Genomic DNA, 16,255 nt, shown 5'->3' with positions numbered 1-16,255 from the left:
TAATCGATGAACAAACTTCCTACAGTCCTCAGTGTCCTTGTACTCGCGATTGCACTTGGCAACCTCAGCGCAGCCAAGCAGCTTCCCACCGCTGCGCCTGAAAGTGTCGGCATCCGCAAAGGCATTTCGGCAGACATCGACCGCGCGGTGAAGGAGCAACTGGAGAAGAAGAAACTCCCCGGTTGCGTGGTGGTGGTGGGTCGGCATGGGCAGATTGTCCACCGCAAAGCCTATGGTTTCCGCCGGCTCGAACCATCGCCCGAAGAAATGACTGTCGACACCGTGTTCGATATGGCGTCGCTCACCAAGCCGATCGCCACCAGCACCAGCATCATGCAACTGGTCGAGACAGGGCAGATCCGCCTTCGCGATAAAGTGTCCGACTACTTTCCAGAGTTCGCCGCTAATGGCAAAGAGGATGTCACCATCGAACAGTTGTTGGTGCACTCCAGCGGACTGATCCCCGACAATCCGGTGGGCGACTTTACCGACGGCTGGGAGGTGGCTTTGGATCATATTTGCCAACTCAAACCACGCTCCACGCCCGGCGAGAAGTTCAAGTACTCTGACGTTGGCTTCCTGATGCTCGGTGGCTTGGTGGAAAAGGTCACCGGACAGCCGCTCGACGAGTACGCTGTTGAGCACGTGTTTGCTCCTCTGGGCATGAAGGAAACCACCTTCAAACCGGGAGAAGCCCTGTCGAAGCGCGCCGCCACCACCGAAAAGGTCGACGGCCAATGGCTCCGCGGCGTGGTGCACGATCCACGCGCGCGGCTCCTGGGCGGTGTGGCTGGGCATGCGGGGCTGTTCAGCACGGCCGACGACCTCTCTATCTACGCCGAGGCACTGCTCAACGGCGGCGCGCCGGTGGTCTCGCCCCGGACGCTTGCCGAGTGGACCACTCCGCGGAACGTGGACGGCAGCATGCGAGGTCTCGGTTGGGACATGCGAAGCGGCTACTCCAAGAATCGCGGCGAAATGATGAGCCCTCGGGCGTTTGGGCATGGCGGTTTCACTGGCACCGCGATGTGGATCGATCCAGAACTCGACCTGTTCGTCATCTTCCTGTCGAACCGTGTCCACCCCAACGGCAAAGGAGAGGTGAATCGCCTGGCCGGCCGAATCGGCACCATCGCCAGCGCCGGTTGCCTCACGAGTGCGGGCAACGATGAGTCTTCCAAGCCGGTCGTGCTGGGGATCGACGCGTTGGCCGAGGATGACTTTCGGCCACTGCACGGCAAGCGAGTCGGCTTGATCGTGAACCACACGAGTTTGAATGCAGACGGGCGTCCCACGCTGGAGCTGCTGGCCGCATCGCCCGACGTGAACCTGGTGGCGCTGTTCAGCCCCGAGCATGGCTTGAAGGGCGAGGCCGATCACGCCAACATTGGCGACACGGTGGAGGAGAAGACTCAACTGCCCGTCTACAGCCTGTACGGCAAGACACGCAAACCAACGCCCGAACAAATGGCCGAGGTCGACGTGCTGGTGTTCGACATTCAGGACATTGGTTGCCGCTTCTATACCTACTTGTCGACGATGGGCCTGGCCATGGAGGCGGCGGCCGAAGCAGGCAAGTCGTTTGTGGTGCTCGATCGTCCGAACCCCATTGGCGGACACCTTGTCGAAGGCCCGCTGCGGGACGAAGGCGATGATGTGTTCGTCGGTTACCACACCATCCCCGTCCGTCACGGTATGACCATGGGCGAGATGGCACAAATGATCATGGCCGAGAAACAACTCGATCTTGATCTCACAGTGGTAAAGACCAAGAACTGGGATCGAGCGACTTACCTGTACGACACTGGTTTACCCTGGGTACAAACTTCGCCCAACATGCGTTCGCTTACCGAGGCGGTGATCTACCCGGGCGTGGGGCTGTTCGAGACGACGAACCTCTCGGTCGGACGCGGCACAGACTCCCCGTTCGAGGTGGTCGGCGCGCCGTGGATCGACGGGCGCAAGCTGGCCCAAGCGATCCGGAATCACCACCCGCCTGGAGTCGAGGTGGTGCCCATGCGCTTCACGCCCGAAGCAAGCAAGTTCGAGGGCCAGGAGTGCGGCGGCGTGAACTTCATCGTCACCGACTGGGCCGAATTCGAGTCGCTCGACCTCGGTTGGGCGCTCGGCGCTGCCCTGGTGGAGTTGTATCCCGATGAGTGGGATTCTTCGAAGTTCAATCGACTGCTGATCAGCAACAAGACGCTGGAACTGGTCCGCAGCGGTGCGTCGCCCGCCAAGATCGAGGAGAGTTACCAGCAACCACTCGAAGAATTCCTCACCCGCCGAGGGGAGTTTCTGCTCTACTAACCTTTCCTCCAGGCATTCCCACCTCTCCTGAGTGTTCCCTCCGATGACAACGAATCTAAAATTCATGCTGTGTTGGGTCCTCTGCGCTGGACTAAGCCTGTTGCCGATTGGCGCGTCGGTGCGAGCGAATACGTTTCAGGGGGAAGAGTTCGTCGTCGCGACGGTCAATCCGTTGGCGACCGACGCCGGCGTGAAAGTGCTCGAGGAAGGAGGCAACGCGGTCGATGCGGCTATCGCAGCGGCGCTCACGCTGGCGGTGGTCGACGGGCATAACTCGGGCATCGGCGGCGGTTGCTTGATCCTCATCCGCACGGCCGACGGGCGTTTGATCGCCATCGACGGACGAGAAGAGGCCCCCTCGCGCGCGTCGGCCGACATGTATGTCATCAATGGCCAAGCCGACCCCAACGCTAGCCAACTCGGCCCTCTTGCGAGCGGTGTACCCGGCGCGTTGGCCGCCTACGAAAAAGCGCGAGAGTTGTGTGGCACCATGCCGCTGAGCCGTCTGCTGGCGCCGGCCGTCGAAGCCGCTGAATCGGGTTTCATCGTTAGCGAGCCACTGGGCAACGCGCTCGAGCGACACACCGAGAAGGTCAAGCAGTTCGAGGGAACACGCTCTGTGTACTTCAAGCCCGACAGAACCGTCTACCAGGCGGGCGATCGACTGGTGCAAGCCGATTTGGCCAATACGCTGAAAAACGTTTCGCAGCACGGCATCGAGTGGTTCTATCGTGGCGAACTGGCCAAGCAAATCGGCGAGTGGATGGCTCAAAACGGTGGGATGCTGAGCGCCGAGGACTTTGCCGATTATGAAGCAGTTGAGCGAGAGCCGATCGTCTCTACGTATCGCGGACACACAATCGTCGGGTTCCCTCCTCCCAGCAGCGGCGGAGTGCATGTCGCCCAGGCGCTGAACATGCTGGAAAATTACGACCTGGCAAAGATTCACCAACGCGATCCGCTGGACGCCGTTCATCTGGTCGGGGAAGTGATGTCCCGCGTTTTTGCCGACCGGGCCTACTGGCTGGGCGATGCCGACTACGCCCCTGTACCCAAAGGGCTGTTGAGCAAGGAGTACGCGAAGCAACTTGCCGAATCGATCGACTTGAACAAAGCGGTAGAAGTACCCACGCACGGCAACCCACCGGAGTGGAAACAGGACCTGTTCGGCCGTCACACCACTCACATTTCGGCAGTCGATGCTGAGGGCAATTGGGTCGCCATCACCGCTACTGTGAACACGTCGTTCGGCTCGGGCGTGATCGTACCCGGGACCGGAGTGGTGCTCAACAATGAGATGGACGACTTCTCCATCCAGCCGGGCGTGCCCAACGCGTTTGGGCTGATCGGTGCCGAGCACAACGCCATCGCACCCGGCAAACGCCCCCTGTCGAGCATGAGCCCGACCATCGTGCTCGACGAAAAGCAGCAGCCGATACTGTCGATCGGCGCCGCCGGTGGTCCCAAGATCATTACGCAGGTGCTGCTCGGCGTGATCCGCACGCTCGACTATGGCCAACCTCTGGAAAGCGCCGTTGGCGATCCCCGCTTTCATCATCAGTGGCGGCCCAATCAGTTGGGAATTGAAGCGGGCGCCTCGCGCGAGTGGTCGACGGAACTTACCGCACGTGGCCACCAAATACGGACGCTGCCTTCGGCCGGAGTATGCCAGGCGATTGCTCGCATGAGCGACGGTCGATTGGTCGGCGTCTCCGACCCTCGTATCCCCGGTAAGGCGGCGGGCAAGTAAAGCATGTCCTCGCCAGCAACTTCTTGGGGTCGCCGCTGCGACTCGCCGGCAGTGCCCCCAGTTGGACTATCTGGTGCCGATTAGGCGTGCTGATGTCCGCAAATGGACACGACCTACTTAAATCCGCAGCCCTATGTGCGGACATGCGGTTAGGCGCTCATTGCAAGCTATACATCCTCCGAATCGCTGTAGAAAGCGCATGTTTACTCCTCAAATACACCCTGCCGCGCATCACACTCTCCCAATCGCGCATCAACAGATGTCTAAGAGATTGCCCCCGACCGTTAATCCGCACAAACTGCGCAACTCCGAGAGATAATCTCGCAAAAAGTGTGGGACAAAATGGCGAGCAACTGACTATAAAAAAATTGGGGCAGCGCACTTTGTTTGGAAGAGGCGGTGCTGCGCTCAAATCGGGCAGTGGATTTGCCCGACCCACATCGTTGAGGTGCACAACATCCCAACTTAACAGGCATGTCGTTCGTATCAGTTCGTTTTTTCAGCTAGTGAGGTAGACCCAATGAAGTTGACCCGTTCCACCGTGCCTGCGGCGCTCTGCGCCACTCTTCTGCTGGCAACAACAGCCTCTGCTTCGACCATTATCTCTGACGACTTCGAAGTCGACTCGTCAGCCAGCTACATCGTTCGCGATGAAGCCAACTCCACTTCCGGCGACGGAACTCCGGACAGCGTGTCCACGTTCGCCTTCGACTACATTACCGCCGGATTGCCTCTCGCTCCCCGTTCGCAGGCGGGCGACATTGGCGGGCTCCGTTTCGCCGTTAACGAGACCAGCGACGACGCTGGCGCCGCTGACCACATCACCGCCTTCTACAATGCCCCCGTTGGCGTTCCGGCCTACACGATGAAAGTCGACATGTACATGGGCGTGGAGAGTGCGGGTGGCACCACCGAGTTTGCCCACATCGGCGTAGGATCGGACGGAACCGACTTCAATTCGATCTTCACTCCCATTGCAGGTGATGGCCAGTTTGTATCCATCACTGGCGAAGGTGGCTCGTCATCGGATTACCGTCACTTCGTTTCCGGAACTCCGGTAAACTCCGGCGACAATAGCTACCTCAACTCCGATAACACCACCAATGCAACGGGCGACACGTACCAGGCAATTTTCCCGTCGCCACCAAGCGATTTCGCTGGTTCCCCTGGCAACCAGTGGGCGACTTTGACCATCTCGGTGAACCCCAACAGGGTGCTGTACTCGATCAACGGCACTCCAATCATCCTTGCGGAAAACGCGGAAACGGCTGGCTTTGTTAGCTTGGGCTACACCGATCCGTTCAGCTCGGTCGGGCCACACTTCGTCGTCTACGACAACTTGGTGGTAACCGAAGTTCCCGAACCGACAACTTGCGCACTTGCAGTGCTCGCATTGGGAGGATTGCTGCTGAAGGCTCGTAAGTCCTAGCAGTCATCGGAATTCCGAATAGACCGCAGGTTGCCGGCGTTTGGGATGCCGGCAACCTGCTCGTTCATACGTGTGGACAGTGTCTCACAGTAATCGAGGAAACCAACGGTTTGCGAACACCGTTTCCGCGTTGGTGATCAACGGAACAACTTTGACTGGCTTTGTGCAGTTTTCCACACGACCAAAGTTCGTCCCACTTACTGCCATTCAATACAAGTAGAAACACTGCGCAGCACCGAGACTTAATCTCGCAAGAAGAACAGGACAAATTGACTTGGTTTCGCTATACAAGTAGCTGGAAGGCGCTGAAGAGGAGTCGCTAGTTAAACAAGTCACTTTTCAGGCGACAGTCAACGCTGCCAACTCTAGCTACTGGTTGCGACCTCCAGCGTCATACCTCAGATCCGATAAAGTGTAATCATTAGGAGACAACCATGGGACGACGATTACTCTCCCTTGCCGTTTTACTTACTATCTCACAGGCATTTGCTTCAACATCCCAGGCTGTTTCATATGCGTCTGGCGTCCGCATTACCACGGGTACAACTCATGAGTTCGTACTCAATGAGGCAGCCGACAATGTTGTCGTCAAACGCGACGGAGGTAACGCGCTCAACCTTGGCGCGCTCCCTGCCGGACGACATACCTTCGATCTCGAGTCGTTTAGCGACTACTCGATCGAAGTGAGCAAGAGCGCGCCCACGGGATGGGCTGAGATCTCGGACACCGAGAACAACGCTTACCTCAACGTGTTTCGGGCGACGGGAATTGCAGTGAACAAGGATCCCTCGAGTCCCTTCTTCGGCACGGTGTATGTGAACAATCCCAATCCGACCAACACTGGGCTGGGGCGTCCCCAGGGCGATGGCATCTACGCGTACACCGCCGACATGATCGGCGTCGACTTGGCCAACAACTGGGCCGTGCCAGCTGTTGACGATGTATCGCAGTTTAAGGCACCTGGATATACCGTCGATCAAAGCACAACTTCGTCGTCCTATCGTTTGACCTTGGATGATTCTGGGAACGTGATCGTTGGAGACTGGTCCGATGGATCCGGAGGAATCAAGTACGCCTCTCCCGACCTGACTTCTGGTGGGCTGATTTTGGGTGGTTTCAACGTCGACGACAACGGAAACTACACCGGACCCAATCCCGAGGCAGGACCCACGGGTGGTGTATTCAGCTCCGTTTCTGATGCGTTCGGCCCTATTCCGCTGCACGGCTCCATCGTCTCCCAAGTTGTTGTTACCGGATCCGTGGGTGTTGACCTCACCGTATGGGCCATGGATGAGGACCTCGACACCGACCTAAGCGCCGGAGAGAACGCCAACGATGGCAACAGCATTTGGCGTTGGGACGTTGGCTCGGCGACCAGCTATGATATCAATCCGACACTCGTCGTGGATTCCGGCGCGCTGGGTACTGACTCCGATGGCGACCCTCACTTCTTGGCTCTCAACGTTGGCGTACTTGCCGATATCGACTACTCGGCTACCAACAACAAGTGGTACATGGTGCAGCAACGTGCTGACGGCAACGAAGCAGGTCTCATCGTTGTTACCCCCGATGGAATCGATGGCCAATCTCCGGTTGTTGAGTGGTCCTCGAAAGAGTTCACGATCGACAATGGTCTAGACGGATTGACTGACAATCCCGAAGTGACAGGCACGTTGGGTGTCCAGGACATCTTCCGTCGAATCGGCGGTGTCAAACTCTCGCCCGACGGACAGTCGCTTTTGGTGATGAAGACTCTTCAGACCGGCAGTCCACAACTCACGGATGAGACCAATCTGGCGGGCCGAGTGATCGTCATTCCGCTTGATGAAAATGGTTTGCCGGACCTTGCAGTTGACGACAACGGCACTCCTGAGGATCCGCTGGACGACATTGTTCTGAATGCCGAGTCGTTCGCCCCCGAGGCACTAGGTACCACTGGGTTTGGTCTGGGAACCGACTTCGACATTGCCGGTAACGTGTACCATGGCAACAACATCAACGAGTTTGTCCGTGTGTTCAGTCCCGGCGGTAGCTGGATGACTACAACAAGCTCGGACGGGTCTTTCACCAAGGTGGCCATCGTTGACCCCCCTGGCACCCCTGGCGACTACAACGATGACGGAACGGTAAACCTTGCCGACTACACCATCTGGCGAAACAACCTTGGTGGTGACGGAGGCGCCCTGGCAAACCGCGATCCATCTCTCAGTGGCATGGCGATCGGCACCGACGACTATGACTTCTGGAAGGCGAACTTCGGCAACTCCGCGGCAGGAGCGATCGGCACTGCCGCTGTTCCTGAGCCCTCCACCATGGTACTGCTGGGCATTGGCTTGGTGGCAGTTTTGCGGATTCGTGCAACCCGCTAACTGCTGAATACCACCTAAAGCAAACCGAAGCCGGCACCCTATCGGGTGTCGGCTTCGCGCATTATTCGTTAGTGCGCAATAGCGATATTAAAACCCGCAAAAAACGCACGCCATTTTAGAGGTAAGTATCTAAGATTGTCGAAGTGACCGAAATCTGGCCAGGCGACCGAATTGGATTCGGGGGAGACAACCGCTTCCTCAATCAGAAGAGTAGTGAGGTTCCCTCATGTTGCGAACAAAGGACTCTCGAGCATTCACTCTGGTTGAATTGCTGGTGGTGATCGCAATCATCGGCATCCTGGTTGCATTGTTGCTACCAGCGGTGCAAGCGGCGCGCGAAGCCGCTCGGCGAGCAAGCTGTCAGAACAGCCTGAAGAACATCGCCTTGGCGGTATTAAACTATGAGTCGGCCTTCAAGGAGCTTCCTGTCGGAATGACCTACACGGGCTCCGTGCCCAGCACTGGCGCGGGAAACCTGATCGACTTCGAGTCGACTTGGACAATCGACATCTTGCCGCAACTTGAAGGCGACAGTTTGCATGACGCCGTCGACTTCAATTACCCCATCCGCCACACCATCAACGAACCCGCGCGGAGCGCTGAGCTGCCGGTGTTTATCTGCCCTTCAGACAGCCGCAACAAAGAGAAGTTCCAAGGCCCCGCTAGCGGGCTCGGTCCCAATTGGGCTCGCGGCAACTATGCCGCCAACGTCGGCTCCATGTCCATCGGAAGCGTACGCTTGAGTTCTAACCTTTCCGGCACGCCCCAACCCAGCATGAACAGCGGCAAGGATCCTTCTTGGGCGGGAAGATTGAATTCAAAGTTCTGGCCGAGCACCACGCGAGGGACGATGGGGCCAAATGCATCCGTCAAACTCTCTCAAATTGTGGATGGCACATCCAACACGATGATGTTGGCAGAACTTCGTGCAGGTTTCGATGCCAACGATCCGCGGGGAGTATGGGCGCTTGGCATGGCCGGCGCAAATCTGGTGGCCGGACATGGTGCAGGCGGGGACGACAACGGCCCAAACGTATGCAATGACAAATCCGATGACATCCCTTCGGGCAGCGCGATTTCGTTTTCTTGCACCACCAACGCATCTGCTCTTCAGGGCGAGTGCATGACTTGTAACAGCGACGTCTATGGATTCGCCCAGGGCACCGCACGGAGCACGCACATCGGAGGTGTGTTCATTGCCTTGGCAGACGGCAGCGTGCAATTCAAAGAAGACGATATCGAAACCAGTGGCGAGTGGGGTGGGTGCTGCAAAGCTTGGGACTACTTGATCATGAGCGCCGATCAAGGCTTCAAGCCGAGCGGTTTCTCACGTTGAATCACCTAGGACGAAATCGATTGGCAGGGCCAAGCGGAACCGTTGCGAGGACGAAGAAGGCTCTTTGGAATGTTTGACAAACGCTCAATCCGTAACCTCAGGCACCTAGGGTTCTTTGTCGTCGTTTGCGTTGTGGGTTGCGGTAGCGACACTGCACAGGTTAGTGGCAAGGTTCATTACGAGGACGGATCGCCGGTTGAGGGTGCAATTCGTGTGATTCGTTTCGAGCCCACGGACGCCACTGCGGATGGCCGAAAAGTGGCTTCCGGCAGACTCGCTGAGGATGGCTCTTACGAGCTGATGACCAAACGACCTGGCGACGGAGTGTCCAAGGGCAAATACAAAGTGACCTTCACCGTGCTAGAAAGCCCACAGACGGGAGTGTCCTTAATTAAGCCAGAATACATGTCAGCGGATTCGTCGCCGCTGGAAGTGACTGTTGACCATTCAGGCGAGGATTATAACTTTACCCTCGAAAAGCTTTAGGAACATAAAAGAGTCGTTGACATGAATCGAAGCAAGAACAACGCGTTCACGTTGGTAGAACTTCTGGTAGTGATTGCCATTATCGGAATCCTGGTGGCCCTGTTACTCCCCGCCGTGCAGGCCGCCCGTGAAGCGGCGCGTCGCACGCAATGTAAGAACCAACTCAAGCAGATGGGATTGGCCAATTTGCTGCACGTTGACACGCACGGTTTTCTCCCCAGCGGTGGCTGGGGTCAGCACTACGTGGCCGACGCCAATCGTGGCTTCGGCAAAGAGCAGCCTGGCAGCTGGTGCTACAGCATCCTGGTCTACTTGGAGCAAACGGCGCTGGCGGACTTGGGTACAGGAATGGACCCGAGGAGCACTGAGTTCCAGCAGGCCTCGACGCTGATGAATACCACGCCGATTGACGTCTTCTACTGTCCATCGCGTCGAGCAGCGCGCGGCTACCCAGTTGTCTGGGGATCCATCAAAGAACAGGTGTGGGTCAAAGACTTGCTTCAGGTCGCCAAATCGGACTACGCCGCGAATACGGGCGACGCGTTGCACTCGGCCGCCACGTCTGTCGGGGGAACGTTCTGGCAACCCAGCAGCTATGACGATACGAACACTCTATGGAGCAAGACGAGTGACCCTGCCAATACCACTCACTATCAGACTGGCGTAATATTTTACCGGAGTGAGATCAAGCCGCGCCGGATCGTTGATGGCTTGAGCAATACCTACTTGATCGGCGAGAAGCTCATGTCCACAAACGTATACGAAAGCGTGGACGGCGACGGTATCGGCTCATGGGAGCGGTACGGCGACAATCAGAATGCCTATGTTGGCTTCGAGTGGGACAACCATCGAGTCGCTTGGGCCCCCGATCAGACATACAAGGACACTCCTGAAGTCTACCAACCCCAGCAAGACTCGGCGGGCCAGAACAATGCCACCTACGACCGCCGATTTGCGTTTGCCTTCGGCAGCGCCCACTCGGGAGGACTCAATATGGCCTATTGCGATGGTTCGGTCGCTACGATCAACTACGACATCGAGCCTGAGATTCACCGCTCTAACGCCATGCGGTATGACGATCAGGCACGTCCTAAGAAGTTCTCGCGATAGACCGGCGCGCCGCGGCCATGGTGCCAGTTAGTAGCAGCAACGTTGCTGCTCCAGAAGGCTCTGGCACGGTTGTGTGAGCAGTGCTCGCCGGCGATGAGGCTCCGAAGTGCTGCTTCCAGACGTCGTAATCGCCCGGGTCGATGGCTCCACTCTGGTTCCCATCGGCTGCAAGGTCGTCGCCAACGGCGCCGAGGGTGTTTCGCCACACCGTGTAGTCGGCCAGGTTCACCACTCCGTCGCCGTTGTAGTCGCCGACCAGCTGAGGTTGGGTGGGAATCACGTATACCACCGCCGACCGCGGCAACACTTCAAGGTCGAGCAGCGAGGTGATTCCTGAGACTGGCGACTGGGTGATGCTCGAGCCGTTTAACATCGTGTACGCAACCCCATCGCTGTCGGGTGAGAAGCTGGAGAGGTCCAACTGGATCTCGGCCACCTCGTCGAGGTTCGTGTTGAGCAGCATAACCGCCAGCGATCCGTCGGCCTGCACCGCAGCGTGGACGCGTACGTCCGTCGCATCAGACGACACCTCGACGAACTCGTCGCCCGGCTTGGCCAGCTTGTCCACCAGTGAGACACCGTAGAAGGCGGGGCCCCGCTGGAGGTTGTCGGAGTCGTCGAGGAAACTCTTCGTCAGCAGTTCCAAGTACTGCACGCTCGTTACGCCCAGTTCCAACCAACTGGAGTAGGCGTCGGCAACGAACAGCGCGTCGGCGGCCGAGCGGTAGTCGGTCGGGTGATGCTGGCCGCCGTCCCACACACCACCAAAGTAGTTGAATTCGCTGACCATAATCTCCGCGTCTGGATTGCCATGCAGGGCGAGCCAGTCGCGTACTCCGGCATGTTGTCCGGTGTCGACTCCGGCGGTGGATCCCTCGATCATTTGCTCGATCTTTTGCGCCGGAAACGCCAAGAGACTCGTTCCGTCGTTCACCGGCTCGCCGGGATCGTGTCGGTTGTTGCCATTGAGGTCGTTGTATTCTTCTCCGACCCATGGATACCAGTGGACCATCACGAAGTCGATATCGCCGGCAGCTTGAGCAAGGACCTCGGGATTCCAGTGTTTGTTGTTGGGGTTATTCGGCCCTCCGCTTTTGGGCCAGTAATCCCAGTACCAATCATCGGGAGGAGTGGTTAGCACGGCGCCGATCTTGATCTCTGGATCGATCGACTTCATCAACTGAGCGTACTCCACGACCTCCTCGCCGTAGTGCGCAGGTGACAGATCGGGGTTGCCCGCGCGGCTGGTCTGGTTGAACGGATAGGGCACGTCGTAGTTGACCGAGTAGCCGTTGGTGCCTTGCTCGTAGTAGCCGGTGCCGAAGGTTTCGTTGCCGATCTCCCAGTACTTGATACCGACAGGATTGTCGCGGTCGATGGCCAGGAAGGTGTTCAGCGGATCGTAGACGCCATCGGCTTGGGCCCAACTCTGGTACTCCCCGGCGGACGAGGCTCGCAACTTGGCCCAGTAGCCTGCGGTCTTCCAATCGTTGCCTTGCTCGTCGATGCCAATCGTAATGTCGTTCTGGGTGCCGTATAGCGAAGCATCCGAGTTGGCGTAGGCCACCCAGGCGGCGGCCTCTTTTGGTTGGCCACCAAAGTCGGGCACCACGGAAGCGACGCCGGCCGGGTTCGATGCATCGGGCACCAGTTTGAGCGCCGAACCGTAGTTCACCGTTACCACTGCCTGACTGTTGTCGGTTCGGTCGAGCAGTCGCACGAAGTTGGCAAAGTCGGAACCCCCGCCGACGTAGCCAAAGTCGTTGGGATTGCCGAACCAGGGAGTCAAACCGCCCCCACAACACCCGCCACCTTCGGCGATGCCGTTCTCCCACGCGGCGCGGGTGATCGACCAGTGGTGCACGTCGGCGTATCCACCTCCACCAGCGCGCAACGTGGTGACGCCTGCCTCTTCCAACCGATCGTCCAGGTTCGGATCGGTCAGACTGTTGTAATAGGGCGAGGTATGAATGCCGAGCCCCAGTGGCGACATCGTGGAACGTACATTCCCGGCGTTGACCGAGACGTTCGCCTGAAATTGAGCCGTTGCAGGCTTCAGCGGTCCGATCAACAGCGCCGCGACAGATCCCAACAGGACCAGATATTTACCGAATGTCATCGAACCAATCGCCACCTAAGAACGTGAGCTAGTCTGGATTGCATCTCTATCAGTGGCGATGAGCAGCGCACCACAGGTCAGTCGACGCCTTCGGTGCTGATTGTCTCGGTCGCGGAATCTCCGTTGCGGGTGCCGACGCTGTTGAACACAGCCATGTCGATGTCGTAGGCGATAGAGTGAACGGAGCCGTCAGCAAACGTGGCATTGAAACCACCAGGGTGCGCGGCGCCAAACATGTAATCCTGATCGGAACCGTTGCCACCGTTGCCGCGGTCGTCCTGCGAGTCGGGCTGCGGCGGCCAGGCCGTGGTCCGCATCGTATCGGGATCCCAACCGTCGATCCACCCTCGATCGTCCGAGGCGGCGTAGTTGCCTTCGCCGGGCTGGTAACGGTCGACGTGGACCCACTTCTCACCAATCACCATCGTGCGACTGGTGCCGTCGACGATCTTGGCATAGGTCACCTTCTTCGGTACACCTTTGAGGAGTTCCAACGTGGCGGGCCCTTCGTTGGGCCCCGGCGTGCTAGTGCGGCGATACGGAGAGCGAATGATCACTCCGTCGAACACGCCGTAATTTTTCGGGTCTGGATAGCCGGTGCCGCTGGGACTCCAGAACGCCTGATGCGCTCGTGTGTAGGTACCGGCGGCCACATGCGCAGGGACGTCGAAGTAAAGACTGGAACTGGTGGCCAGGAAGGGATCGCTCGATCGACGCGTGGCGGGTTGCGTACCGGCGTAGTCGATCAAATAAGCGGCCGGCCAGTTCGAGTTGGGATTCTTGAATAGAGTAGGTCCCCGTCGCGACGGACAGTTGTAGGTTGGTACGGCCGTGGCGGCAACCGCTTCGCTGGTAGTGAGATTGGCCAGGTTCTCTTGCTCCAGAAAGTCGAGAATCTGATACGCCCACGACCAACCCTGTTTGGGAGCCGCGTAGGCCTTGCCACCGCTCACGAACCACTCCAGGCGGTCCTCACCAAAGCGACTGCCCCCTGTTGGGAACAGACCGTGAGTGTCGGTGTAATTCGCAATGGCCAGGCCGATCTGCTTCAGTTGGTTCTTGCACTGGGTGCGGCGAGCGGCCTCGCGAGCGGCCTGCACGGCCGGCAACAGTAGCGCAACCAAGATGCCAATGATGGCGATAACCACCAACAATTCAACTAGGGTGAATGCCTTTCGCATCATGCCTTCTCTCTTGTTCGGCGGGCCACACCGATAGCAACCACCGCACACAGCGCCAGCGCTGCGGTGGCGGGTTCCGGTATGGCGACCGCAACTGCTCCTCCTAAAAATTCGCTATAGTCTCTACCGAAGTTCGCCTTCCAGTAGTCGTAGTCGGCCATGTCGACGACGCCCATGCTGCCACCGGATTCGTCGCCGTTGCCCATCAAGGCAGCATTGTCGCCTCCCAAGTTGTTGCGCCAAATGGTGTAGTCGGCCAGATTGACCAGATTGTCCCCGTTGTAGTCGCCAGCGCCGACAACCACTGGGGTAAAGTCGATCGCAATGTTGTCGAACGTGATCGAGTTTTCACCGTCGAAGCCGAACTCGGTGTGGCCGAAGAACCAATTGAAGTAGAACAGGTTCTCGTTGTCGAAGAGGACGTTCTCGGGAGCCACCCCAGCGGTAGCCGAAGGGCCATCCCCGGCGGCGATCGCATCGGCCAGGTTGATCGACCACGTCTGATAACCTTCGTTCGACATGTCGATCTGTACTGGAACGTTCTCGACAATCCATGGATCGGCACCGTCGAGCATGTCGCCGTCCGGACCGTTGTTGTTGTTCTCATCGCCAGTGATGTCGACGCCGTACGTAGCCTCGTAGTCGGCATCGTGTTGGCCGAATCCCACGTAGAGGGGCACATCGACGACTTCGCCGCTCACTTTGATGTCCCAGGAGAATGTGTAGTTGCTTGGATCGTCTTCGCCGAGGCCTGTCATACCGCTGTCGGCAGGTGTGAAGAAGCCGCCACCACCGCCCACGTAGAAGAAGTACGGTGGATCGAAGAGACCAGTCATCACATCGAGCCCGGTGCCGTCGAACGACTGCTGGTACGCCAGATCGCCGCCGCCGTTGTCCACGATGGCGTGGGAGAAATCGAGATTGTATTCGGGAGTCCCAATGTTGCCCGTCGGACCATGAAACTGATACAGAAGCGGGGGATTCTCTTCCGGGTTCACTGGACCGTCGAACTGGTCGTTGAAGTCAATTAAGACCTGAGCCTGGACCGGACCGGCCAACAGGGCCGCCGAAATGCCCAGCAGCAGAGAAGAAGCGTAGCGTTTCATTTGTGTTTCCTGCCTGCGGAAGGCTGCCCGACGTTTCCGCGCGGTTGCACGAAGGCCCGTCCGAACCTGCCCTTCCGTTGTTTTTATCCCGGGTGAGACTGGCGAAGTGAAGTCGATGTGGTAAATGTCAGGGGGACGGCGTCCCACTGCCCCGCCGTCCCCCTGTGGTCGCACCATTTGCCGGTCAGTTGGTGCGCAGCCAATGGGGTTAACGACGCCTGCGATAAATCAGGCCCAGGCCCGCCAGGCCCAGCAGGGTCGTGGCGACTGCCGCCGGCTCGGGCACGGCGTTTTCAATGCGGATATTGTCTACCGTTACCGCCACACCGGACAGTTCCGCGTTGTAAATGATTCCGATCTGCAGGTAGCTGGCGAGGTCGCCAGGTGAAAACTCGTACGGAACCGTAGTCGTGTAGGTTCCATCCAGATTGTCGACGGTCGAGCCAAAGTACTGGTCGAAGTGTCCGTCGTAATTGAACACGGCGCCCAGTTGAAAATAGCTGCCCGCCTGCAAGGGAGTGGGAAAATCGTGATCGAAGACAATATCGCCAGCAAGCCGAAGCGACTGGATCAGCGGCACGTTGCCTTGCTGCCCGTCGGAGAAGTGATACGCAAAGTTGCTGCTCGGGAGAATGGCGAGCGAACCGGGGGTCCCTGCTCCGCCACCCTCGGCCAGTCCGTTGGTGGCCGATCCGTCCAGATCTACCGTGTCTTGCGTGACCGAAGCACTCCAGTCCGTGAAGTCGTCCACTGTCGTGAACAGGGTTTGGGACAATACTGGAGTAGCCGAGAACATCACCGCTGCTACAACCGCCGACAACCGCCACATTCGATAACTAGTCATGAGCCGCACCTCTAAGGATGTGAACGAGGAAGAGAAAATTTAACTGAGTAGCTGCTGGCAAACATCCGCCGTCCACGGAGCACCTCGAATGCTCGTGAAACTCGCTTGCAAGCTTCGCCTGTCTCCTTGCACGGAGTGAAAGCACGGGTCCGTGGCAACCTCTGGTTTTCCGCCTCCAATCTTTTGGAGTCGCAGAAAAGTCCAAAAATTGGTGG

11 protein-coding genes are annotated in these 16,255 nt (G+C 58.3%); 7 read left to right on the top strand and 4 right to left on the bottom strand.

What is annotated here, in order from left to right; genetic code table 11:
* Window positions 1-6 precede the first annotated feature (6 nt).
* From ACQK2L_RS01565 to ACQK2L_RS01535, 7 genes are all read left to right on the top strand, one after another.
* Window positions 7-2,310 (top strand): exo-beta-N-acetylmuramidase NamZ domain-containing protein, encoded by a 2,304-nt coding sequence (locus ACQK2L_RS01565; RefSeq protein ID WP_425395175.1) that lies wholly within the window; start codon window positions 7-9, stop codon window positions 2,308-2,310.
* 64 nt (window positions 2,311-2,374) lie between these two features.
* The gene (gene ggt, locus ACQK2L_RS01560; protein WP_425395174.1) at window positions 2,375-4,060 is read left to right on the top strand and encodes a gamma-glutamyltransferase; all 1,686 of its coding nucleotides are present in this window, start codon (window positions 2,375-2,377) and stop codon (window positions 4,058-4,060) included.
* Between the two features lie 520 nt (window positions 4,061-4,580).
* Entirely contained in the window at window positions 4,581-5,489 is a 909-nt protein-coding gene (locus ACQK2L_RS01555) for a hypothetical protein (RefSeq protein WP_425395173.1), read from the top strand.
* A gap of 434 nt (window positions 5,490-5,923) precedes the next feature.
* Entirely contained in the window at window positions 5,924-7,858 is a 1,935-nt protein-coding gene (locus ACQK2L_RS01550) for a PEP-CTERM sorting domain-containing protein (protein WP_425395172.1), read from the top strand.
* Window positions 7,859-8,084: 226 nt separating this feature from the next.
* Window positions 8,085-9,194 (top strand): DUF1559 domain-containing protein, encoded by a 1,110-nt coding sequence (locus ACQK2L_RS01545; protein ID WP_425395171.1) that lies wholly within the window; start codon window positions 8,085-8,087, stop codon window positions 9,192-9,194.
* Between the two features lie 69 nt (window positions 9,195-9,263).
* Window positions 9,264-9,680, top strand: coding sequence for a hypothetical protein (locus ACQK2L_RS01540; RefSeq protein ID WP_425395170.1), 417 nt, complete (start codon window positions 9,264-9,266; stop codon window positions 9,678-9,680).
* Window positions 9,681-9,701: 21 nt separating this feature from the next.
* On the top strand, window positions 9,702-10,790 hold the full coding sequence (locus ACQK2L_RS01535) for a DUF1559 domain-containing protein (protein WP_425395169.1): 1,089 nt from the start codon (window positions 9,702-9,704) through the stop codon (window positions 10,788-10,790).
* On the opposite strand, the gene ACQK2L_RS01530 is transcribed toward ACQK2L_RS01535, so the two are convergent.
* The 4 genes from ACQK2L_RS01530 to ACQK2L_RS01515 form a co-directional block, all read right to left on the bottom strand.
* On the bottom strand, window positions 10,771-12,909 hold the full coding sequence (locus tag ACQK2L_RS01530) for a hypothetical protein (protein WP_425395168.1): 2,139 nt from the start codon (window positions 12,907-12,909) through the stop codon (window positions 10,771-10,773). The genes ACQK2L_RS01535 and ACQK2L_RS01530 overlap by 20 nt on opposite strands.
* Before the next feature lie 77 nt (window positions 12,910-12,986).
* Window positions 12,987-14,093 (bottom strand): DUF1559 domain-containing protein, encoded by a 1,107-nt coding sequence (locus tag ACQK2L_RS01525; protein WP_425395167.1) that lies wholly within the window; start codon window positions 14,091-14,093, stop codon window positions 12,987-12,989.
* Window positions 14,090-15,196, bottom strand: coding sequence for a hypothetical protein (locus ACQK2L_RS01520; RefSeq protein WP_425395166.1), 1,107 nt, complete (start codon window positions 15,194-15,196; stop codon window positions 14,090-14,092). Before ACQK2L_RS01520 ends, ACQK2L_RS01525 begins: the two co-directional genes overlap by 4 nt.
* Before the next feature lie 208 nt (window positions 15,197-15,404).
* Window positions 15,405-16,040 (bottom strand): PEP-CTERM sorting domain-containing protein, encoded by a 636-nt coding sequence (locus ACQK2L_RS01515; protein WP_425395165.1) that lies wholly within the window; start codon window positions 16,038-16,040, stop codon window positions 15,405-15,407.
* Window positions 16,041-16,255: the final 215 nt, after the last annotated feature.

Origin of the sequence: Aeoliella sp. (assembly GCF_965227375.1) — a bacterium.
GTDB lineage: Bacteria > Planctomycetota > Planctomycetia > Pirellulales > Lacipirellulaceae > Aeoliella.
Note: the sequence above shows the minus strand (reverse complement) of the source record. Positions and strands in the feature narration are given on the sequence as shown.

Bases quoted from the DNA above. Each gene is read 5' to 3' on its own strand.
- ACQK2L_RS01525 (WP_425395167.1), bottom strand. From the start codon at position 14,093: ATGATGCGAAAGGCATTCACCCTAGTTGAATTGTTGGTGGTTATCGCC.
- ACQK2L_RS01545 (WP_425395171.1), top strand. From the start codon at position 8,085: ATGTTGCGAACAAAGGACTCTCGAGCATTCACTCTGGTTGAATTGCTG.
- ACQK2L_RS01520 (WP_425395166.1), bottom strand. From the start codon at position 15,196: ATGAAACGCTACGCTTCTTCTCTGCTGCTGGGCATTTCGGCGGCCCTG.
- ACQK2L_RS01550 (WP_425395172.1), top strand. From the start codon at position 5,924: ATGGGACGACGATTACTCTCCCTTGCCGTTTTACTTACTATCTCACAG.
- ACQK2L_RS01535 (WP_425395169.1), top strand. From the start codon at position 9,702: ATGAATCGAAGCAAGAACAACGCGTTCACGTTGGTAGAACTTCTGGTA.
- ACQK2L_RS01565 (WP_425395175.1), top strand. From the start codon at position 7: ATGAACAAACTTCCTACAGTCCTCAGTGTCCTTGTACTCGCGATTGCA.
- ACQK2L_RS01555 (WP_425395173.1), top strand. From the start codon at position 4,581: ATGAAGTTGACCCGTTCCACCGTGCCTGCGGCGCTCTGCGCCACTCTT.
- ACQK2L_RS01515 (WP_425395165.1), bottom strand. From the start codon at position 16,040: ATGACTAGTTATCGAATGTGGCGGTTGTCGGCGGTTGTAGCAGCGGTG.
- ggt (WP_425395174.1), top strand. From the start codon at position 2,375: ATGCTGTGTTGGGTCCTCTGCGCTGGACTAAGCCTGTTGCCGATTGGC.
- ACQK2L_RS01540 (WP_425395170.1), top strand. From the start codon at position 9,264: ATGTTTGACAAACGCTCAATCCGTAACCTCAGGCACCTAGGGTTCTTT.
- ACQK2L_RS01530 (WP_425395168.1), bottom strand. From the start codon at position 12,909: ATGACATTCGGTAAATATCTGGTCCTGTTGGGATCTGTCGCGGCGCTG.